The organism is Acetobacter sp. DsW_059 (assembly GCF_002153695.1).
GTDB classification, from domain to species: Bacteria; Pseudomonadota; Alphaproteobacteria; order Acetobacterales; family Acetobacteraceae; genus Acetobacter; species Acetobacter thailandicus.
Genome location: NZ_JOPI01000009.1, coordinates 74,698 through 94,482, shown reverse-complemented (window position 1 = coordinate 94,482; position 19,785 = coordinate 74,698). Strand labels below are relative to the sequence as shown.

The 19,785-nt window shown below is 52.4% G+C and carries 19 protein-coding genes; 12 read left to right on the top strand and 7 right to left on the bottom strand.

The window, feature by feature from the left end:
• Positions 1-6: 6 nt before the first annotated feature.
• The 6 genes from HK25_RS02305 to HK25_RS02280 all read left to right on the top strand — a co-directional run bounded on the left by HK25_RS02305 (position 7) and on the right by HK25_RS02280 (position 6,858).
• On the top strand, positions 7-1,890 hold the full coding sequence (locus tag HK25_RS02305) for an ABC-F family ATP-binding cassette domain-containing protein (protein ID WP_086635162.1): 1,884 nt from the start codon (positions 7-9) through the stop codon (positions 1,888-1,890).
• 263 nt (positions 1,891-2,153) lie between these two features.
• Positions 2,154-3,254 (top strand): AI-2E family transporter, encoded by a 1,101-nt coding sequence (locus HK25_RS02300; protein ID WP_086553396.1) that lies wholly within the window; start codon positions 2,154-2,156, stop codon positions 3,252-3,254.
• 83 nt (positions 3,255-3,337) lie between these two features.
• Positions 3,338-4,018 (top strand): response regulator transcription factor, encoded by a 681-nt coding sequence (locus HK25_RS02295; RefSeq protein ID WP_086553397.1) that lies wholly within the window; start codon positions 3,338-3,340, stop codon positions 4,016-4,018.
• Complete coding sequence (locus HK25_RS02290; protein WP_086635161.1) at positions 4,015-5,439, top strand: HAMP domain-containing sensor histidine kinase; 1,425 nt, start codon at positions 4,015-4,017, stop codon at positions 5,437-5,439. The genes HK25_RS02295 and HK25_RS02290 overlap by 4 nt, the downstream gene beginning before the upstream one ends.
• Positions 5,440-5,571: 132 nt before the next feature.
• The gene (locus tag HK25_RS02285; protein WP_086553399.1) at positions 5,572-5,931 is read left to right on the top strand and encodes a hypothetical protein; all 360 of its coding nucleotides are present in this window, start codon (positions 5,572-5,574) and stop codon (positions 5,929-5,931) included.
• Between the two features lie 210 nt (positions 5,932-6,141).
• The gene (locus HK25_RS02280; RefSeq protein WP_086635160.1) at positions 6,142-6,858 is read left to right on the top strand and encodes an SIMPL domain-containing protein; all 717 of its coding nucleotides are present in this window, start codon (positions 6,142-6,144) and stop codon (positions 6,856-6,858) included.
• 74 nt (positions 6,859-6,932) lie between these two features.
• Here the strand turns inward: HK25_RS02280 and infC are convergent, their stop codons facing one another.
• From infC to HK25_RS02260, 4 genes are all read right to left on the bottom strand, one after another.
• Positions 6,933-7,454, bottom strand: a complete 522-nt coding sequence (gene infC / locus HK25_RS02275) for a translation initiation factor IF-3 (protein WP_086553401.1) — start codon at positions 7,452-7,454, stop codon at positions 6,933-6,935.
• 167 nt (positions 7,455-7,621) lie between these two features.
• The gene (gene thrS / locus HK25_RS02270) at positions 7,622-9,559 is read right to left on the bottom strand and encodes a threonine--tRNA ligase (RefSeq protein ID WP_086635159.1); all 1,938 of its coding nucleotides are present in this window, start codon (positions 9,557-9,559) and stop codon (positions 7,622-7,624) included.
• Between the two features lie 37 nt (positions 9,560-9,596).
• Positions 9,597-10,547, bottom strand: a complete 951-nt coding sequence (locus HK25_RS02265; protein ID WP_086635158.1) for a glycosyltransferase family 9 protein — start codon at positions 10,545-10,547, stop codon at positions 9,597-9,599.
• Entirely contained in the window at positions 10,547-11,404 is an 858-nt protein-coding gene (locus tag HK25_RS02260) for a lipopolysaccharide assembly protein LapB (protein WP_233127603.1), read from the bottom strand. The genes HK25_RS02265 and HK25_RS02260 overlap by 1 nt, the downstream gene beginning before the upstream one ends.
• Positions 11,405-11,514: 110 nt before the next feature.
• Here HK25_RS02260 and HK25_RS02255 point away from each other — a divergent pair, with 110 nt between their 5' ends.
• The 5 genes from HK25_RS02255 to HK25_RS02235 all read left to right on the top strand — a co-directional run bounded on the left by HK25_RS02255 (position 11,515) and on the right by HK25_RS02235 (position 16,489).
• A complete protein-coding gene (locus HK25_RS02255; protein WP_086635157.1) occupies positions 11,515-12,840 on the top strand; it encodes a glycosyltransferase family 4 protein in 1,326 nt (441 codons plus the stop codon).
• A 1-nt stretch (position 12,841) separates the two neighbouring features.
• Positions 12,842-13,657 carry an NAD kinase gene (locus HK25_RS02250; RefSeq protein ID WP_086553404.1) on the top strand — a complete coding sequence of 272 codons (816 nt, stop codon included), beginning with the start codon at positions 12,842-12,844 and terminating at the stop codon, positions 13,655-13,657.
• An 80-nt stretch (positions 13,658-13,737) separates the two neighbouring features.
• Positions 13,738-14,487: a hypothetical protein gene (locus HK25_RS02245; RefSeq protein WP_086635156.1), complete on the top strand. Its 750-nt coding sequence runs from the start codon at positions 13,738-13,740 to the stop codon at positions 14,485-14,487.
• Positions 14,488-14,519: 32 nt separating this feature from the next.
• Positions 14,520-15,578, top strand: a complete 1,059-nt coding sequence (locus HK25_RS02240) for a flagellar motor protein MotA (RefSeq protein ID WP_086635155.1) — start codon at positions 14,520-14,522, stop codon at positions 15,576-15,578.
• A 2-nt stretch (positions 15,579-15,580) separates the two neighbouring features.
• Positions 15,581-16,489: a peptidoglycan-binding protein gene (locus HK25_RS02235; protein WP_086635154.1), complete on the top strand. Its 909-nt coding sequence runs from the start codon at positions 15,581-15,583 to the stop codon at positions 16,487-16,489.
• A gap of 16 nt (positions 16,490-16,505) precedes the next feature.
• Here HK25_RS02235 and rnhA read toward each other — a convergent pair whose 3' ends face one another.
• The 3 genes from rnhA to ispH are packed head-to-tail and all read right to left on the bottom strand — an operon-like array spanning position 16,506 to position 18,961.
• On the bottom strand, positions 16,506-16,994 hold the full coding sequence (gene rnhA, locus HK25_RS02230; protein WP_086635153.1) for a ribonuclease HI: 489 nt from the start codon (positions 16,992-16,994) through the stop codon (positions 16,506-16,508).
• On the bottom strand, positions 16,978-17,952 hold the full coding sequence (locus tag HK25_RS02225; protein ID WP_086553409.1) for a homoserine kinase: 975 nt from the start codon (positions 17,950-17,952) through the stop codon (positions 16,978-16,980). Before HK25_RS02225 ends, rnhA begins: the two co-directional genes overlap by 17 nt.
• Positions 17,953-17,959: 7 nt before the next feature.
• Entirely contained in the window at positions 17,960-18,961 is a 1,002-nt protein-coding gene (gene ispH / locus HK25_RS02220) for a 4-hydroxy-3-methylbut-2-enyl diphosphate reductase (RefSeq protein ID WP_086553410.1), read from the bottom strand.
• 240 nt (positions 18,962-19,201) lie between these two features.
• Between ispH and HK25_RS02210 the strand changes: the two genes are divergently transcribed.
• Entirely contained in the window at positions 19,202-19,783 is a 582-nt protein-coding gene (locus HK25_RS02210) for a hypothetical protein (protein ID WP_086553411.1), read from the top strand.
• Positions 19,784-19,785: the final 2 nt, after the last annotated feature.

The following is a 19,785-nucleotide window of genomic DNA, read 5'->3' as shown; positions in this document are numbered from 1 at the left end:
ATCCCGGTGAGCCTTCTTATCATTTCCGACCTGACCCTTCGCATTGCAGGGCGCACCCTGCTTGACCAGGCCGATCTCTCTGTCGAACCAGGACGCAAAATAGGGCTCATAGGCCGCAACGGGGCCGGTAAATCAACACTTCTGGCCGCGATTGCCGGTGATATTGCGCCTGACGGAGGGGATATCCGCCTCTCCTCACGGGCACGTATGGCCCGCGTTTTGCAGGAAGCACCGGCCACCGGCGCCTCGCTGATTGATACAGTGCTGGAGGGGGATGTCGAACGGTCCTCTCTGCTCGCAGAGGCAGAAACAGCGACTGACCCTGCCCGAATCGCAGCTATTCATGAACGCCTTCTTACTATCGGCGCTGACAGTGCTCCCTCACGCGCAGCCTCAGTCCTGGCAGGCCTGGGCTTTAATGCCGAGGCGCAGCTGCGCCCCATTACCGATTTTTCGGGCGGCTGGCGTATGCGCGTCTCCCTTGCAACAGCACTCTTTCTCGAACCCGATCTGCTGATTCTCGATGAGCCAACCAACCATCTTGATCTTGAAGCGACCCTCTGGCTTGAAAGCTGGTTAGCCCGCTTCTCCGGGGCTGCAATTATTGTAAGCCATGATCAGGGGCTGCTTGATTCCTGCGTTGACGCCATAGCCCATCTCGACAAGGGCAAATTATCCCTCACGCCAGGCGGCTACCAGAATTTTGTACGAATCCGCACCGAGCAGGCTCTGCAACAGGCCCGGCAGGCTGAAAAAATTGCGGCACAACGCGCACATATGCAGTCATTTGTTGATCGCTTTCGGGCAAAGGCAACAAAGGCCCGTCAGGCACAGGCGCGCCTTAAAGCTCTTGAAAAGCTGCCTGTTATAGAAAGCGTTGTGGAGGACGCCCCCGCTCAGTTCAACTTTCCCGAACCTGAGCAGCTCCCCCCGCCTATGCTGCTTATGCAGCGTGTGTGCGCCGGTTATAACGGCAAAGCCATTCTGAAAGACCTTTCACTCAGACTGGACATGGATGATCGTATCGCGCTGCTGGGTTCTAACGGCAATGGTAAGTCAACCTTCGCCAAACTGATTGCAGGCCGCCTCGAACCTCTTTCAGGTACGCTTGAACGCAACCCACGTATGAAGATTGGCTATTTTGCGCAGCACCAGACCGAAGAACTGATTGCTGAGCAGACACCGGTCGACCATATGAGCCGTGCTATACCAAAAGCACCTCTGCCTGCTGTCAGGGCACAGCTGGCCCGCTTTGGCCTTGATGCGGCACGCGCTGAAACACCGGTGAAAGACCTGTCAGGCGGTGAAAAAGCCCGCCTGCTTCTGGCACTGGCCACGCGCGATGCCCCGCAGCTCCTCATCCTTGACGAACCGACCAACCACCTTGACCTTGATGCCCGCGATGCACTGGTACGCGCTCTTTCAGCCTTTGAAGGCGCTGTCTTACTTATCAGCCATGACCCGCACCTGACCGAACTGATTGCTGACCGGCTCTGGCTCGTTGCCGATGGTAATGTCACGCAGTTCGATGGCGACATGGCAGAATACCGCTCATGGCTTACTGAACAGAGCCGTGCAGGTAAAGAGCAGGATAATGCATCGAAACAGCCCAGCCGCAAGGATGACCGCCGCGAACGGGCCGAGCTGCGCCAGGCACAGGCGCCTATACGCAAAACAATTAAAGATATCGAAGCAAAACTCGCAAAACTCGCAAAAGAACACGCAACGATCGAAAGTAAACTGGCCAGCCCCGAGCTCTATACTGACGGACAGGCCACAGAAGTAACCCGCCTTAACACGCGTCTGGCCGCGATTACAAAAGAGCAGGAAACCCTGGAGGAAAAGTGGCTGGAAGCTGAATCTGCTCTTGAAAATTTTCAGTTTTCATAAAAACAATTATTTCAAAATGCGAATAAATATGTTTATTTTTCATTCACAGTATCAAAACCATTTCTTTAACTGGATCGGGCAATGCGCTTCAAGAAAAAAATAAAATCTCCATCCCGTTGAAATTAATAGTTAATTTTATGAAAAATACGTTATATTAAAAGTTTACTCATGTTTCGCAGATTACAAAAACCATCAAATGGGGTCATAAGTCACGTTATGAGCTACTGTATCTTTCTCATGACAAGCAAAGAGCTTCGCCTGATATGACCTCTCCGTCTGCCCCCACAGAAAAAAAATCAGCTGTTGCAGAACAAAGCGCCGAGGCTGAGTGGCTGGGCAGTATCACGAGTATTCTGCGTTTTGTCGTTATACTGGTTATAATCGCGGCAGCTGTCTGGCTGCTGAGCGATGTACTGACTATTACCTTTTCTGCGACATTATTTGCCGTCGTTCTTTCAGGACTGTCGCGCATCCTGGTTAAAAAGCTGCATCTCTCTTATGGATGGGCGCTGTGCGCAGTTGTTATTCTGCTGATTGCTGCTGTTGCCCTCCTGGTATGGGGCAGCGGCCCGGCGATCGTTGAAAATGCCCTGCGCCTGAAACAGGCCCTGCAACAGCAGGAAGTACTGTTGCGCAGTAACCTTGAAAATAACCAGGCCGGACAGTCTTTACTCAACTACCTGCCCTCCTCTCTCAGCGGGCAGCAGGGCAGAAGCAGCCTCGATTTTCTTGGCTCGCGCATTGCCGGGTCGATGACAGGTATTGTCGGCTCAGCTTTTGGTGCTGTTGGCACGGCTGTTGTCGCCCTGATTGCCGGTTTATATTTTGCCATATCCCCCTCATTATACGCTAATGGCGTTCTGAGGCTTGTGCCCGTAACACAGCGCCCCCGTGCACGCACTCTGATGCTGCGCACCGGTCACACTCTCTGGGCATGGGTCGCCGGACAATCGCTTGATATGCTGGTTGTCGGCGTTCTCTCCGGTGTTGGGCTGTGGTTTATTGGTGTTCCGCTTGCCCTGGCACTTGGCGTTCTGGCCGCACTTTGTAATTTTATCCCCTATATCGGGGCTATTATGGGGGCTGTTCCGGCTATTTTGCTTGCACTTTCACTTGGGGTGCGCGAAGCAATTATGGTTGCAGCCCTTTATAGTGTGATACAGTTTTTTGAAGGCAACGTTATGGCTCCCCTTATCCAGCGTCACGCTGTTAAAATGCCACCTGCCATCACAATTCTTTCGCAGACGCTGTTCGGTGCCATTCTTGGGTTTCCCGGGCTTATTCTGGCCTCTCCTCTCACTGCGGCGTTGCTATCAGTTTTTGACGGCCTTGCCCCGCCTTTGAAGGATGATGAACACATATGACATAGTCTTCAATACCTGCCTTCAGCAGGTATTACCTCCTCACCCTTAGTTTACACCGCTCTGCAATTATTGGTTTTTTCAGAATGCGCATTCTCCTTGTAGAAGACGACCCAACCGTTAAAAGCTTTATCGTCAGAGGCCTTAAAGAAGCTGGCCACTCTGTCGAATATGCTGACAATGGTAAAGATGGCCTGGCACTTGCCACCAATGTTCAGTTTGACATCATTATTCTTGACCGCATGCTGCCAAGTGATGTCGATGGTCTGCACATCGTTGAAGCCCTGCGTAAGAAGAACGACGCCACACCTGTGCTGCTTCTTTCCGCTTTGTCTGATGTCGATGAAAAAGTCGCAGGCCTCCAGGCCGGTGCGGATGATTATGTCACCAAACCATTTTCTTTCAGCGAGTTACAGGCACGTATTGACGCCCTTGTCAGACGCAACCGTAACGACCCGCAACTTCCTCTGACACGCCTGGCTATTGGCGATCTGGAAATTGATCTGTTATCACGCACAGCCAAACGTGCCGGGCAGAAAATTGATCTTCAGCCACGTGAATTCAGACTGCTTGAATTTCTGATGCGTAACGCCGGGCAGGTTGTTACACGTACCATGCTGCTTGAGAACGTGTGGGACTATCACTTCGACCCTCAGACAAACGTCATCGACGTTCATATTTCTCGCCTGCGCCAGAAAATTGATAAACCTTTTGGCCGCCCGCTTGTACATACGATCCGTAACGCCGGGTATATGCTTCAGGAATGAAGGTTTTTTCATTCCGTCGATTAACAGCGCTGACACGCATCAAGCTACGCTCTGTCAGCCTGCGTTTCGGCCTGGCCTATGCTGTTTTATTTATTGGGTCTGCTATGCTGTTCCTCTCCTTTATCTGGTGGGGAACAGTCGGCCTTATTGAGCGTCAGACTGAACAATCTATTACCTCTGATGCTCATCTGATATTTAATGCACTACAGCTACATAAAGATACCTCTCTCAGTACACTGATTAACGAGCGCCTTGAGCAGGATATTGATGACAATGCGCTCTATCTGCTTGTTAACAAAAATGGCAAACGCATAACCGGAAACCTCATCGAGTGGCCTTCGGTTATTAAAACAACCCACTCCTGGTATACAATTCTGGTAAAACGCGTCGACATTGATAATGTCGCCAAGGTCAGAGCCTATGATATGCCCGGAGGAGAGCGCCTGCTGATCGGGCGTGATATGCGCGGCCTGACCGAGCTCTCACATATGCTCACAAAAGTTCTGCTGTGGGTCTGTGTCATGATTGCTCTGCTGGCTTTCAGTGGCGGCCTGCTGACACGCCGCCTGTTAAGGCGCATCATTTCTTCTATCAGCCGCACGACTTCAGCGATTACACAGGGCGATATGACGCGGCGCCTGCCTGTGCACGGGCAGGATAAGGAACTGGATGCTGTATCAGCAACAGTTAACGAAATGCTTGATCGTATTGCCCGTCTGATGGATGGCGTAAAACAGGTCTCTAACAGTATTGCCCATGATCTGCGCACTCCGCTGACCCGCGCGCGCAACCAGCTTGAAGAAGCCGTTATTCATGCAACGAATGAAGACGAGTTACGTGCAGTCATTAACCAGACCATTCGCGGCCTTGATCACCTGACAAATATCTGCTCCGCCCTTCTGCGTATCGCGCAGATTGAGGCTGGTGCCAGACGCTCCGCTTTTACCCAGTTTGATTTTGTAGCCATCCTCCAGGATATCATTGAATTTTACGAACCTGTTGCTGAAGAAGAAAACCTGAAACTGGCGCACTCATTCCCTGAAACACTGATGTTCTTCGGTGATCGGACCATGTTTCAGCAGGCCGTTGTTAATCTGGTTGATAATGCCATTAAATTTTCACCTGCCGGCGGCGTCATAACCCTGAGCCTGAAGGTTATCTCTCCCCTGCCCGATCAAAAAAGTTCTCACCCTCAGATGGAACTTATCGTTGAGGATCAGGGTACAGGAATGACCGAGGCTGACATGGCACGTGCTACAGAACGTTTTTTCAGAGCTGACCAGGCCCGCAATACACCGGGCTCAGGCCTGGGTCTCTCTCTTGTTCAGGCCATTGTTCAGCTGCATGGCGGAACGATTAGTTTGTCTTCGGCAAATCCGGGTCTGAGAGTCGTTATCACTGCCCCTCTGTCCCTTGCCTAAAAAATAAAAATCTTATAGCGTTTTAAGCATATGTTAGAATTTTCTTATAATTTGATTTTTTGTTTCTCAGCACCAGCCCTCAAAAACAGGGAACACAGCCACGCTAACGTCCTTAATTCATAAAGGTAAGGCATGAGACATTCTCTGCCCATCGCTATTATACTCATCGCTGCTAACATCGCGTTATCAACCACGATGGAGCGGGAGCAATGTGCTCCCCCGCCCTCTGACCTGATAGACTCCGGCGACCGTCGTATATTCTGCGCCCCAAAACCAACAGTTAAGCCTGTTGTTGTTACATCTGACAGTAAAGCCTTCTGCGCATCGCTTGTTAAAGCAATTGATGAATATAAGGAGCAGGCTTTATCTCCTATGATTAAACAAATGCGCGATAGTGGTGAGGATTTATGTAAGAAAGGCATGGTAAGGTCTGGCATAGTAAGGCTGAGGCGTGCGTTAATAAGCCTTAAAAAAACAGACGATATACCTTAATATTTGTATAAAATATCAGTTTTCCGGGTTTTAACCCTGTAAGATATTCAGGGCTTTCATGTGCCTGTCCGGGCCAATCTTCTCTTGTCGGTAACAGGTCTGGTTTCTGCTGGCATTCAGGCGGAACAATTTATGCCACAAAGCAGAAATATTACTAAATACCTCAGGTCATAGCTCACGCTGCTGACCAGAATAAAACGGAGACATTTTATGAAACGTCACGTGATGTTAGTAGCCCTTGCGGCCACAATGATCGTTCCTGCAACAATAACTCAGGCAGCTGAGACATCAGCAGAAAACCAGAGCACCACCAGACTCATTCTCTCTGGCAGTGGCACAGCTCAGGCTCAGCCTGACCAGCTAAAGGCACATTTCCGCATTGAAAGCCGCAACAGTACCGCAGCGGCAGCACAAAAAGCTGTTAACACTCTGGTACATGACGCCATCGAGCAGGCTAAAAAAAATAAAGGCATCACCTACACTGTACAAAACTACGATGTTTCAGAGTGGCGTGATGATAAAATAAAAAATAAATCAACCTGGTCTGCCAGCCAGACGCTGACACTTGTCTCAGCAGACTCCGATGCGCTTTTGCCCTTAACCGGGCAGCTTCAGAGCAATGGCCTGTTATTAGAAGGCCTGGAATGGTCTCTCTCACCAGAAAAGCAAAATACACTTCTTCTGGAAGCAAAAAAGAACGCCGTGACTGACCTGCAAAAGCAGAGTGACACCCTGGCGCAGGCTCTGAAAATGCATGTTGTGCGCTTTGAAAGAATTTCTCTTTCTGACACGCCCTTCCCTCGTCCGCTGATAATGGCAGCAATGGCAAGAAGTAAGATGGCAGAAGATGCGCCTGCCCCTTCTGCAACAGCAGAAACACAAACAGTGCATGCCACAGCATCAGCTACGGTGCTCTTAGCACCCTGATGTCATAATTTTTTAAAAGAAAATATGAGGTTCTTCCTCTGCCGGTTTGAGCGGCAGAGGAGTTGCATCCTGCTTCAGCGAGGAGCCAGAACCATAACCATCTGACGATTCTCAAGACGTGGAAGCTGCTCAACTTTAGCTTCTTCTTCCATTTCTGTACGAATACGCTCAAGAATTTTAATACCCAGCTCCTGATGCGCCATTTCACGGCCACGGAAACGCAGAGTAATTTTTACTTTATCGCCGTCGCCAAGGAAGCTTTTCACAGAGCGCATTTTAACCTGGTAGTCATTTTCGTCGATATTCGGACGAACCTTAACTTCCTTGATTTCAATAACTTTCTGCTTTTTACGCGCTTCGTTGCGTTTTTTCTGCTGCTCGTATTTAAACTTGCCGTAGTCAAGAATTTTAGCAACAGGCGGCTCAGCGTTTGGGCTGATCTCAAGAAGATCAAGTCCGACACCATAAGCGCGGGCAAGCGCATCACGGGTTGTAAATACACCCGCCATCTCGCCATTTTCGTCAATAAGACGAACCTGGGCTACACGAATTTCCTCATTAACACGTGGTCCCTCACGCGTAGGCGGCGCGGGAATAGGGGGTCTGGCTATGGTCAGCTCCTGTTAAATATTAAAGCATACGGGTGGAAATTTTTAAATGAAACTCCACCCGGCTGGTTAGCAATGTGCGCAATTTTGCGCTTTTTTTCAAGCAGCACAGCCCAGAAAAGCGCGAATCCTGCTCTCACTTTTTACTGTTTTACTCAATGTGTGCTTTTCTTACGCAGGTCTGGTGGTGTTGCCTCAGCCTTCAGTTGCTGAACAATCTCCTCTAAACCTGCCATTGTCTGATCCTGGCTGCCAAGGCGGCGCATCGCAACGGTACGCTGCTCAGCCTCACGACGGCCAACAACAAGAATCACCGGCACACGTGCAACACTATGCTCACGAATCTTGGCGTTAATTTTGTCGTTGCGTGTATCTGCCTCGACTGAAAGGCCAGCATCACGCAGCGCAGCCGCTACTTCCTCTGCATACGGGGCAGCATCACTGACAATAGATGCCACGACCACCTGCACAGGTGCCAGCCACAGAGGGAAACGCCCTGCATGCTGCTCGATCAGAATACCAAGGAAACGTTCGAACGAGCCCAGAATCGCACGGTGCAGCATAACCGGGCGATGACGGGCAGAATCCTCACCGATAAACGAAGCATCAAGACGATCTGGCAAAACCAGGTCAACCTGAAGCGTGCCGCACTGCCAGTCACGCCCAATAGCATCGCGCAGAACAAACTCAAGTTTAGGACCATAGAATGCCCCCTCACCCGGGTTATGCTCATATTCAACACCGGCTGTCAGGCAGGCCTCTTTCAAAGCGCTCTCTGCTTTATCCCATGTTTCGTCACTACCAGCCCGCTCTTCAGGGCGATCAGCAAATTTAACCCGAACATGTTCAAAGCCGAGATCCTGATAAACCTCATAAAGCATTTTTACGAACTTAACGGTTTCATCAGCAATCTGATCTTCCGTGCAGAAAATATGGGCGTCATCCTGCACAAAGCCGCGCACACGCATCAGACCATGCAGCGCACCTGATGGTTCATAACGGTGACATGACCCGAACTCGGCCATACGCAGGGGCAGCTCACGGTAAGAACGCAGGCCATGACGGAAAATCTGCACATGGCAAGGGCAGTTCATGGGTTTGAGTGCGAGAGTTTTGTCTTCGTCCTCAACCGTGGCAACAAACATGTGGTGGCGGTATTTATCCCAGTGGCCTGAAGCCTCCCACAAGCCACGATCCACCAGCTGCGGGGTTTTAACTTCCTGATAACCATGGCGGGTTTGCGCACGACGCATGTAATCCTGCAGCGCAGTGTATAAACGCCAGCCTTTATGGTGCCAGAAAACCTGACCCACGGCTTCTTCCTGAAAATGAAAGAGGCTCATTTCACGGCCGATACGACGGTGGTCGCGACGCTCGGCTTCCTCCAGCTGGTGAAGGTGCGCATCAAGCTCTTTCTGGTCACGCCAGGCAGTGCCATACACACGGGTCAGCATGGGGTTGCGATGGTCACCACGCCAGTATGCACCGGCAACCTTCATCAGCTTAAATGCCGTACCGACATCTTTCGTGGTGCGCAGATGTGGCCCACGACACAGATCAAGCCACTCACCCTGACGATAGACAGAGATATCCTCACCTGCCGGCAGGTCACGGATCAGCTCAGCCTTAAAGCGCTCTCCTTTTTCTTCAAAAAAGGCAATGGCCTGATCACGTGGCCAGACTTCGCGCACAAAAGGCTCAGCCTCAGCCACAATCTCTTTCATACGCTGCTCGATGGCGGCAAAGTCTTCAGGCGTAAATGGCTGATTTCTATAAAAATCATAGTAAAAACCATTTTCGATAGAAGGGCCGATGGTGACCTGCGTACCAGGAAAAAGAGACTGCACAGCCTCAGCCAGCACATGGGCCGCATCGTGGCGAATCAGCTCAAGGGCTTCGGGGTCTTTACGGGTAACAAAGCGTACACCAGCATCAGCCACAATTTCACGGCTGATGTCACACAGCTTCCCATCGACCTCCATGGCAAGCGCAGCCCGGGCCAGCCCTGCGCCAATTGACTCAGCGACGGTTGTGCCTGTCACCGGCCCGTCAAAACTACGTACGGATCCGTCTGGCAGGGTAATGGCGGGCATAGGAAAACTCCGAAATATCAAAAAGGTTCAAAACTGTTTAATGACGACTCATGAGAGCCTCTGCAACCCTGCCAACACTCAGACGTGCCAGGTCGGGCTCAGAAAGCACCTGCACCTGTCCGTTTCTGCGCCCTAAGGGCATTGTCAGAGCAGGACTGCTGTGGGCTGAGTACAACACTATACACTCACACCCCATCATTGCTGCAAGATGTATCGGCCCTGTATCATTACCCACTGCGAGGCAGGCATGCTCTGCCAGCACAGCAAGTTCTGCCAGTGTCGTCCTGCCTGTATAATCCTCTGCCTGGGGGCACAGCGCACAAATCTCTGCCGCCAGCGCTTTATCTGCCCCGGCTCCGACAACGACAGGTGTAATTCCCGTCCTCACCAGATGCCGGGCCAGCTCACCATAAGACGCGGCAGGCCAGCGTTTTTCGGGCCTGTGGGGTGAAGCACCCGGTACAATCAGCGCATAGGGCGCCTGTCGTGCCGGGTCTTTCATGCCCTGAAGCCAGCTGATATCCGGCAATGGCACATCAGCTATACCTGCCATACGCAGCTGATCACGCTGGCGCGGCACAGTGTGCATGTCATTACGCCAGGGGTTAGCATGAAAAAATGTCCCGGCAGGTACATGCCCTGACCAGTGACGTTGCCCTGCCAGATAGAAGTAACGTGCTGTACGCCCCGATGTCTGCAAATCATAAATACGGTCATAACCGCGCAGCTGGCGGCGCAGCTGCATCATACCTTTCAGATTACTCCAGCGTGGACGTTCGTCGGTCAGAACAGCATCAAACCAGGGAGCAGGACTCGCAAAAGCAACAAAAGGCTTTGTCGTAAGAAGCGTAATATGCGCCTGGGGATGTGCTTCACGGATAGCCTGAAACGGCCCGAAACTCTGCACAAAATCACCCAGAGCACCAAGCCGGATAATAAGAATATTTTCTTCTGCGGGAGCAGGCAGCCGATAAGTAATGTGTTGCATCAGGGCATATCAGGGTCAGCAGCCTGCACGGCGAGGTCCTGCCGGGCCAGATCCGCATCATGTGTATCGGGAGCCAGCTCAACAACCTGCTGCCAGTCGCTGCGGGCCCCTGAGAAATCACCGGCCTGGCCGCGGATAATACCGCGTTCAAGCAACACAGCCGAATCCTGCGGTGCTATTTCAGCAGCACGGGCGATATGCCGTTGGGCCTGGGGCAACAGTCCATCCCTGCGTTCAGCAGAAGCCAGAAGCATATAGGTCTCAGCACTTACCTGAGGCGTACGGGCAACCAGCGCACCCAGATCACGCGCCACAACGTCAAAATGTCCCATCATCAGCTGAGCTCTGGCTCTGAGCAGCATAAGGGTCATGTCTGCGCCCTGCAGGGAAAGGCCATAATCAGCGATCGTCACCGCCTCTGACGGCTGAGAGGCCGCAAGCCAGGCCTGTGCCGCCTCTGAGGCAATAACCGCCCTCTGCTCGTCAGAACTGTCCGGGCCGGAGAATGGTCCATTACGTGCAAGGTCGTTTAAAATTTTTGCCGCTGCCACTTCTTCTCCCACAGACATCTGAGCCAGAGCAAAGCAATGCAGCGCAGGTCTGCCGCCATTATGTTTCAGCCAGTCCTGGGCGTAATCACGTGCACCATAGGGATCATCCCCCGTCATCACATCACACTTTGCAGGCGACCATACCGCCTCAGAGAGGGCTTTACTTTTCTCTGTCAGCTGATGCGAAGGTGCCACAGAGTTACCCCCTTCAGCTGCGGCAGCACGGGCGCTGTCAGTCACCTGAAAAGTTAACAAAAATACAGGAAAAGCCAGAAAAAAACCTGAGGCGAAAGAACGTTGCATCATGACCCTTTAAAATATTGCAAACAAAATTGCCTCACAGACAAAACATAAAAGGCAGGAAGTAACCGCTGTAACAGTAGGTTATTTGAGAAAAACCATGCTAACAGAATCGTATGAGCGATCAAAAGCCCCCGCCTGTTATCCTGCAGATCCTGCCAGCCCTGAACCAGGGGGGTATAGAGCGGGGAACTCTGGAAATAGCCTCTGCTATCCAGCAGGCCGGCGCGAAGGCTGTTGTTGTCAGCGAAGGTGGTCAGCTGGTGCCGGCACTCACCCACTCGGGGGCAACTCATATTGTCCTTCCTCACTGCGGCAAAAAATCACCCGTTTCGGTTTTGCATAACGCGCGTATTCTTGCCCGGATTATTAAAGAACACAAAGTCAGCCTGGTGCATGCCCGCTCGCGCATCCCTGCATGGACAGCCTGGCTTGCCTGCCGGCGTACCCAAACCCCGTTTGTCACAACATGGCACGGCGTGCATAACTCTGACTTTCCTGGCAAACATCGTTACAATGCTGTGCTTGCACGCGGTGACAGAGTTATAGCGATCAGTCGGCATATTGGTCAAAAATTAACCTCTGAATATAACCTTACACCCGATCAGCTTCGTATTATTCCCCGCGGTGCTGATATCAGACAGTTCACCCCTGAAGCCGTCTCCGGACTGCGGGTACACAGCCTGAGCGAGCAGTGGAATATACCGCCTGATAAACATATTATCCTCCTCCCCGGTCGTCTGACCGAATGGAAAGGTCAGGCTTTTCTGCTCCAGGCCTTGTGCCACCTCAGAAAACAGGCCCCTCACCTGCAATGGTGCTGCCTTTTTACAGGAACAGGTTCACCTGAGAATAAATTTGAAAAAAAACTACTGGGCCTGATAAAAAAATCCGGCCTGACTGACGATGTCTTTTTTACGGGGCACTGCAGCGATATGCCCGCTGCTTTTGCTATGGCCACTGTGGTGGTTGTGCCCTCTCTGCGCCCCGAACCCTTTGGCCGCGTTGTCGTTGAGGCACAGGCTATGTGCTGCCCTGTTATTGTTACAGCCCACGGAGCCGCCCTCGAAACCGTCAGAAACGGCCTGACAGGCCTTGCTATCCCCCCCGGCGATGATGTCGCACTTGCAGATGCGCTCCGGATTGTTCTCGAAGCTTCTCCCGAAGGGCGTGCCTCTATGGGGCAGACTGCACGAAATGACGTGCTGCTTAACTATACAACTCTGAACATGCAGCATGCCACACTTGGCACGTATGATGAGCTCCTTGGGACCCGTCTGGCAGAAACATTCTCACACACGATGGCAGACACAGCCCGGCAACAGGCCGAACAGGGAGAACTTTCTGTGAAAAATTACTTTTCACAGCTGGCGCACCCTGGGCAACACACAGCACATGTGTCAGAGAATACGTCTTTCCATCCCTCCGACGCAGAGTTCTGACATGACCTTCCTTACGCCTGCCATGCCGACACCGGCTCTGCGTCCTGTTCCTGAGCGTATTGCCTTTATGGCTGCCCCGACTGATAACGCCAGCCAGACCCGTGACCTCCTGGCGCAGCATTATGGTAACGTCTCTCTCGAACAGGCTGATATTATTGTCTGCCTGGGGGGAGACGGCTTCATGCTCGAAACGCTGCATAAAGTACTCGATGCTGATTTATCGACCCCCGTTTATGGTATGAACTGTGGCTCTGTCGGCTTTCTGATGAACCCTTTGCAGCAGGACAATCTGCCTGAACGGCTGGCCCGCACGCAGGCGGCTGAACTCAACCCCCTGTATATGACGGCAGTCTCCGACACCGGAGAAGTCACTCATGCACTTGCCCTGAATGATGTCTTTTTGTTTCGTCAGACACGACAGGCAGCAAAGCTCCGTATCGACGTTGATGAACATGTGCGCCTGCATGAGCTGATCTGTGACGGAGCGCTGATTTCTACCCCGGCCGGTTCAACAGCCTATAATCTGTCCGCCCACGGTCCTATTGTGCCTCTGTCAGGCAATCTTTTGCCTCTCACACCTATATGCCCTTTCCGTCCGCGACGCTGGCGCGGGGCACTTCTGCCATCAACTGCCCATGTGCGCTTTAGTGTGCTGGAGCATGAGAAACGTCCGGTTGCAGCCGTTGCTGATTCACTGGAAATCAGAAATGTTGTCGCTGTTGATGTTCATGAAGACAGAAGTCAAAAAGTCACCGTGCTGTTTGACCCCGGACAAACGCTCTCTGAGCGCATAGTTGCTGAACAGTTTTCGTCATGATGCCACATATTTGACATCTGATGTGATAGTATGGCGCTCTGATACCACCGTTATAGTTTTTCCGGGTCGATATATTCCTGATGCGTAATCCTTTTTCTTTTTCTTTCTCTGTCCTGCCTGCACTCTGCGCTGCTTTTGCGCTGCCGGCTGCCTCGGCCTATGCTCAGGTCACGACGAATACCGAGATTCTCGACACACTCCAGACACAGGCACAGCACAGCACGCCCCCCTCGCGGCATGCACCACCTGCCAGGCGCACGCAAAAACCTGCGGCCGCGCCGGCGCAGGCAACCGGAGGTAATAGTTCTTCAGCGACAGGCTCAGCCGTGCCGGCAACACCTAAGCCCGCAGTCAAAACAACAATACCCGATATTCCTCAGGCCCCCCCACCTGACCCGCAGCTGACAACACCCCCCAATATTGAGCTGCACCCCTTTCCTATTCCGCCACAGCCGGTTGTTCAGCTTAAAGCTGCAGGTAAAGTCACTGAGATTAAAAACGGGATACGGGTTACATTTGCTCCCAAATCAGCAGATCTGAACCCGGTAACACACCAGGCTATTCTGACTTTCGGGCAGAAACTGGCAGAAAACCCCTATAAGCAGGCGCTGATCAACGCATATAGTTCAGGTGCGACTGATGACCCCTCACTGCCACGCCGCATGGCTTTCTCACGCGGTCTGGCAGCGCGCAGTGTGTTAATGAATGCTGGCATACCCTCAACGCGTATTTACCTGCGGGTTATTGGTATTCCCCACGACAGCGAAGGAAACCAGGCCGGCACCCAGGATTTTATTGAGATTTCACAATCCGGGAATGACCCTTCCTGACCCTTTATTAAACCAGACAGGATTTTTGCAGGATGTCCCGCCCGTCACGTTATTGCCTCAGAATGGCTTTGTTTCTTGCCTGTGTGGTTGCCGGGGCAGCCATACTGTGGGAACCGCTTTACAAAGCTTTTTTCTATAACCCTCTGTTAAATGGCCTGATTGCAGCCATTCTGCTGACTGGTGTTATATGGAACATCGTTCAGACCCTGCGCCTGTCAGCTGAGGTCAGATGGGTTGAAGCCCGTAAGCAAACCCGCACCAGCCTCGTAAACACCAAACCACCTCCGCTGCTGACACCGCTGGCAACAGCTTTCAGACTGAACGAATACCATAACGGACAGCACACAAAACTACCTGCCCTGACCGTACAGGCTTTACTTGATTCGGTTTCAGGGCGACTGGATGAAGGACGTGAAATATCACGCTACCTGACAAGCCTGCTTATTTTTCTGGGTCTGCTGGGCACTTTTTACGGTCTTTTGCTAACCGTTGCGTCAATTGCTGATGTTATTTCGGGCATGTCAGTCAATGGTAATGCCCTTGATGCCATGTTCGAGCAGCTCAAAACCAACCTGGCAAAACCACTGCATGGTATGAGCACGGCATTTTCAGGCTCACTTTTCGGGCTGGCCAGTGCACTGATTGTTGGGTTTCTCGACCTCACAGCCGGACAGGCCAATAACCGATTTTTTAACGAGCTGGAAGAATGGCTGACCGAGCAGACAATATATACAAACACAACACCGGCTGCTGCAGCCACCACTACTGTAGCTGCCGACCCTGCCCCCGCCTACACGCAGGCACTGCTCGAACAGACGGCTGAAAATCTCACAGCGCTACAGCAAATCATACGTGCCAGCGAGGCAAAGCGTGAATATGAAATGACGCAGCTGGTCAGGCTGACGGAACAAATGTCACGGTCTGCCGGGCAGGCAGATATTCTGCGCAGCATAGAGCAGCGGCTTGAGCAGATCATACAAAACAATCATGACGGGCGCGTTCAGATGACAAATGAGCTCAAAGACAGCCTGCGTGTTCTGGCCCGGATAAAAAGCACTGACGGTATAACCTCAGACCAGGAAAAACACTGACCATGGCCCGCCGCCGCAGAAAACCCTATACCGGGCCAGACGCATGGCCAGGTTATGTTGATGCGCTTTCTACCCTGCTGATGGTCGTTATTTTTGTTCTGCTCATTTTTGTCGTGGGGCAGACACTGCTCTCAGCCGCACTCAGCAGAAGACAGCATGCACTTGAAGGCTTGGAGGGGCGCACAACGGCCCTCGCTCAGCAGGTGCAGTCTGAGCATATGCTTAACGATACCCTCAGCACCACGGTCTCTGCCCTGCAAAGCCAGCATGATGCAGATGCCGCAGCACTTGCTGCCCTCAGAATCGCAGATCAGAACCAGATCAGCAGCCTGGATGATGAAGTCAGTGAGCTCAACACGCATCTTGCAGCAGCCGGACAGGCTGCCTCAGAAAACGATACTCAGATTTCTGACCTTACGAAAAAACTCAACGACGCTCTGGGTACAAAAGCACAGGGGATCAGTCACTACCGCTCAGAGTTTTTCGACCGTCTTCAGAGTGTACTGCACAACCAGAAGGGCGTGCACATAACCGGCGATCGCTTTATTTTTCAAAGCGAACTTCTCTTCCCCCCTGGCAGTGCTGACATATCAGAGGCAGGCCGGAAGGAAATCATAACTCTTGCCCGGACCCTCAGGGAAGTAACGGCTCATATTCCGGCCAGTGTGCCATGGATTTTGCGCGTGGACGGCCATGCCGACCGCCAGCCTGTGCACACAGCCTTCCCTGGTAACTGGGAACTTTCCAGTGCCCGCGCCATCACGGTGGTTAAGCTTCTGGTCGCGCAGGGTGTAAGCCCGGCACATCTGGCAGCTACTGGTTTTTCTGAATATCAGCCTGTCGACAACAACGACACGCCAGAAGCCTATGCCCGTAACCGGCGCATTGAGTTTCGTCTGACCGAGCGATAAAAAAAAGACGTCTTCTTTATGAAGACGTCATCGCGTTTTCTATCTCAATACGTCCCTGTGTCGCCAGTTCATCAACACGCTCATTTTCAGGCACACCCGAGTGCCCCTTAACCCAGTGCCATGACACATCGTGCGGTTTGGCCGCAGCCAGCAGCTCACGCCACAAATCCATATTAGCAACAGGGTCGCCCGCTGCGTTACGCCAGTTACGACGCACCCAGCCGGTGTGCCAGCGTGTAATGCCATTGCGCACATACTCGCTGTCTGTGTGCAGTCTGACAATACAGGGGCGTTTAAGAGCCTCAAGCGCTCTGGTCGCTGCTGTCAGCTCCATGCGATTATTGGTGGTTTCTGCCTCACCACCTGAAAGCTCTTTTTCTTTGCCTTTAAAGCGCAGCAAAACACCCCATCCGCCAGGACCAGGGTTCGGGCGGCAGCCGCCATCCGTCCAGATTTCAACAACATCCTGCTCAGGAGCAGAACCCGTCTCAGAGTCCATATCCATCAAGTGTCTCCCTTGCCAGATGAAAGCGCAGACGCTTCAGATAATCGAGCGGATCTTTCCGTGTGACCAGGGCGTCTGCCGGTGTATTGATCCAGTCATACAGCCTTGTAAGTAAAAAACGCATCGCCGCACCACGTGCAAGCACAGGCAAAGCTTTTTTCTCGGCCACGGCCAGAGGTCTGACTTCTTCATAGCCACGAAGAATACCCTGAGCAAAGCGGGCATTAAACCGGCCCTCAGCGTCAAAACACCAGGCGTTGAGACAAATTGCAATATCATAAGCCAGCAGATCAGAGCAGGCGAAATAGAAGTCAATTACCCCTGACAGCTCACCCTCAAGGAAGAAAACATTGTCAGGAAACAGGTCAGCATGAATTTGCCCGCGCGGCAGATCAGGCTGCCCGTCAGCACCTGGCCAGAATGGCAGAATACGTGCCAGGGCGGCTTCAATCTCATCTGTCAGGCCAGGCAGCACATCGTCAGCCGCGGTGCCACAGCTTGCCAGTAAGGGCCGCCAGGCCTGCGGCCCAAGGCCGTTAACACGAAGCGGTGCATAGCTCTGCCCGGCCAGATGCAGGCGGGCGAGCACCTGCCCGAGCGGACGACAATGAGACTGATGGATAACTTTTGGCCAGGCACCCGATAAAAAAGTGGTAATTGCTGCCGGGCGCCCTGCAAGAACTTTCAGCATCTGCCCGGCCTTATCAGCAACCGGCTGCGGGCAGGCAACGCCCTGCGTGGCCAGATGCTGCATCAGCTCTAAAAACCAGGGAAGCTCCTGCTCATTAACGCGCTTTTCATACAACGTCAGAATGAACTGACCCTGGGTGGTGCGCAAAAGGAAGTTGCTGTTTTCAACCCCTTCTGCGATGCCACGGCACTCGGTCAGGTCTCCGAGTGCATAGTCTGCGAGGAAAGCGGTCAGAGCTTCATCACTGACATCCGTATAAACAGCCATCTGCGCCTTAACCGAGTGGTGCCGGCAGACGGAAGATAACGCTTTCTTCTTTTACAATGCGCTCATCAATCTGAAGGGTGTAGCGTTTAGCAAGCTCCGCCACCATTTCCTGAACCAGAGCCTCAGGCGCAGAAGCACCTGCGGTAATACCCAGGGTGTTCACCCCTTCGAGCACTGTCCAGTCAAGGTCGCACTGACGCGGCACGAGCAGAGCACGACGTGCACCTGAACGCTCAGCCACTTCGCGCAGGCGCTGCGAGTTGGAAGAATTGGGCGAGCCAATAACAATCACCAGGTCACATTCAGCCGCAATCGCTTTTACAGCTTCCTGACGGTTGGTTGTGGCATAGCAGATATCCTCACGCTTAGGCCCCTCGATCAGCGGGAAGCGCTCGCGCAGAATTTCGACAATCTCAGCCGTATCATCAACTGAGAGCGTGGTCTGCGTAATAAAGGCCAGACGTGCCGGGTCAGCAGGCTGAACCGTGCGGGCTTCCTCAGCATCGTTAATCAGTGTGACAGCACCAGCAGGCAGCTGCCCCATTGTGCCAACCACTTCAGGGTGGCCGGCATGGCCAATCATCAGAATGTGGCGGCTGTCAGGGCCACCACCGGCAAAGTGACGCTCGGCCTCGCGGTGAACCTTAGACACCAGCGGGCAGGTCGCATCGAGATACAAAAGATTACGGCGCTCAGCTTCGGCAGGCACGGTTTTAGGCACACCATGAGCTGAAAAGACAACATGGCCATCAGCCGGAACTTCATCAAGTTCCTCAACAAAAATGGCACCCTGTGCTTCGAGCTCTTCAACAACAGTGCGGTTATGTACGATTTCATGCCGGACATAAACAGGGGCACCATAGCGGCGGATGGCTTCCTCCACTACACGAATGGCACGATCTACGCCGGCACAGAAACCACGTGGCCCGGCAAGAAGGACCTTAAGGGTTCTGGTATGAGCGGCGTTATCTGCCTGTGCTAAGGTAATGGTCTGAGTTTCCTCGGGCATGGTATTCCCCAAACTGACAGCGGACGGTATAGAAGAAGCTGAGTATGATAAAGGCTGTTATAAAACGATGCTACACCCGAACTTTACAAAGCACGGCTATTGCAGGCATGGCCTACGCAAAGCACAGGGCATATGCAAGCCGTTTTCGACACTCTCATACCATATCAAAGTCTTTTAGCGTTCTTTTTAACACTCATTCACTACGTTTTCACTTCCAGACTGACAGATCCGGATTCACATATGCTGCACATGCTCACCCGCTCACGCCGTTTCTCTCCTCATCTGGTGCTGGCCGGTTTTATGGCGCTGACTTTGCTATCTGGCTGCGCAGAAGAAGAAGATAAATCACTGGCATTTGCTCCGGCCTGCCCTGTGACACAAATTCCGCCTGAAGCAGCCGATTACTATCTGTATGACGGAAAAACCCCCAGTTTCACTAACCTGGTGACACGCGCAAGCATTCTGACCCTGCGCGGTGACTGCATTGCAGCCGGCCCGAAAGAGCTGACAACCCGTATTGCACTGCGTTTTGGTATCACCAAAGGGGCAGCCCTGCGCGACAGCACGATAACCCTGCCATGGTTTATCGTTGTGCTACACGGTGACAAAATCGTGAATAAACATATTTTTAAACATACTTTTACCGTGCCGGCTAACCTTGCCAACTTCACGACAGATACGAAGGTCGTTACGGTCTCTTTGCCGATTGCGCCCAAAAATATCGCGTCTGATTACCAGTTTCAGGTGGGTTTCCAGCTGAATAAACAACAGCTGGAATATAACAAAAACCATAAAACCGGTTCTGATTTTCGCTCTTACTAAGC

What these genes read in the sequence shown, in the direction of transcription:
- HK25_RS02300 (WP_086553396.1), top strand. Translation starts at nt 2,154, where the DNA reads ATGACCTCTCCGTCTGCCCCCACAGAAAAAAAATCAGCTGTTGCAGAA.
- HK25_RS02295 (WP_086553397.1), top strand. Translation starts at nt 3,338, where the DNA reads ATGCGCATTCTCCTTGTAGAAGACGACCCAACCGTTAAAAGCTTTATC.
- HK25_RS02290 (WP_086635161.1), top strand. Translation starts at nt 4,015, where the DNA reads ATGAAGGTTTTTTCATTCCGTCGATTAACAGCGCTGACACGCATCAAG.
- HK25_RS02285 (WP_086553399.1), top strand. Translation starts at nt 5,572, where the DNA reads ATGAGACATTCTCTGCCCATCGCTATTATACTCATCGCTGCTAACATC.
- HK25_RS02280 (WP_086635160.1), top strand. Translation starts at nt 6,142, where the DNA reads ATGAAACGTCACGTGATGTTAGTAGCCCTTGCGGCCACAATGATCGTT.
- thrS (WP_086635159.1), bottom strand. Translation starts at nt 9,559, where the DNA reads ATGCCCGCCATTACCCTGCCAGACGGATCCGTACGTAGTTTTGACGGG.
- HK25_RS02265 (WP_086635158.1), bottom strand. Translation starts at nt 10,547, where the DNA reads ATGCAACACATTACTTATCGGCTGCCTGCTCCCGCAGAAGAAAATATT.
- HK25_RS02260 (WP_233127603.1), bottom strand. Translation starts at nt 11,404, where the DNA reads ATGATGCAACGTTCTTTCGCCTCAGGTTTTTTTCTGGCTTTTCCTGTA.
- HK25_RS02255 (WP_086635157.1), top strand. Translation starts at nt 11,515, where the DNA reads ATGAGCGATCAAAAGCCCCCGCCTGTTATCCTGCAGATCCTGCCAGCC.
- HK25_RS02250 (WP_086553404.1), top strand. Translation starts at nt 12,842, where the DNA reads ATGACCTTCCTTACGCCTGCCATGCCGACACCGGCTCTGCGTCCTGTT.
- HK25_RS02245 (WP_086635156.1), top strand. Translation starts at nt 13,738, where the DNA reads ATGCGTAATCCTTTTTCTTTTTCTTTCTCTGTCCTGCCTGCACTCTGC.
- HK25_RS02240 (WP_086635155.1), top strand. Translation starts at nt 14,520, where the DNA reads ATGTCCCGCCCGTCACGTTATTGCCTCAGAATGGCTTTGTTTCTTGCC.
- HK25_RS02235 (WP_086635154.1), top strand. Translation starts at nt 15,581, where the DNA reads ATGGCCCGCCGCCGCAGAAAACCCTATACCGGGCCAGACGCATGGCCA.
- rnhA (WP_086635153.1), bottom strand. Translation starts at nt 16,994, where the DNA reads ATGGATATGGACTCTGAGACGGGTTCTGCTCCTGAGCAGGATGTTGTT.
- HK25_RS02225 (WP_086553409.1), bottom strand. Translation starts at nt 17,952, where the DNA reads ATGGCTGTTTATACGGATGTCAGTGATGAAGCTCTGACCGCTTTCCTC.
- ispH (WP_086553410.1), bottom strand. Translation starts at nt 18,961, where the DNA reads ATGCCCGAGGAAACTCAGACCATTACCTTAGCACAGGCAGATAACGCC.
- HK25_RS02210 (WP_086553411.1), top strand. Translation starts at nt 19,202, where the DNA reads ATGCTGCACATGCTCACCCGCTCACGCCGTTTCTCTCCTCATCTGGTG.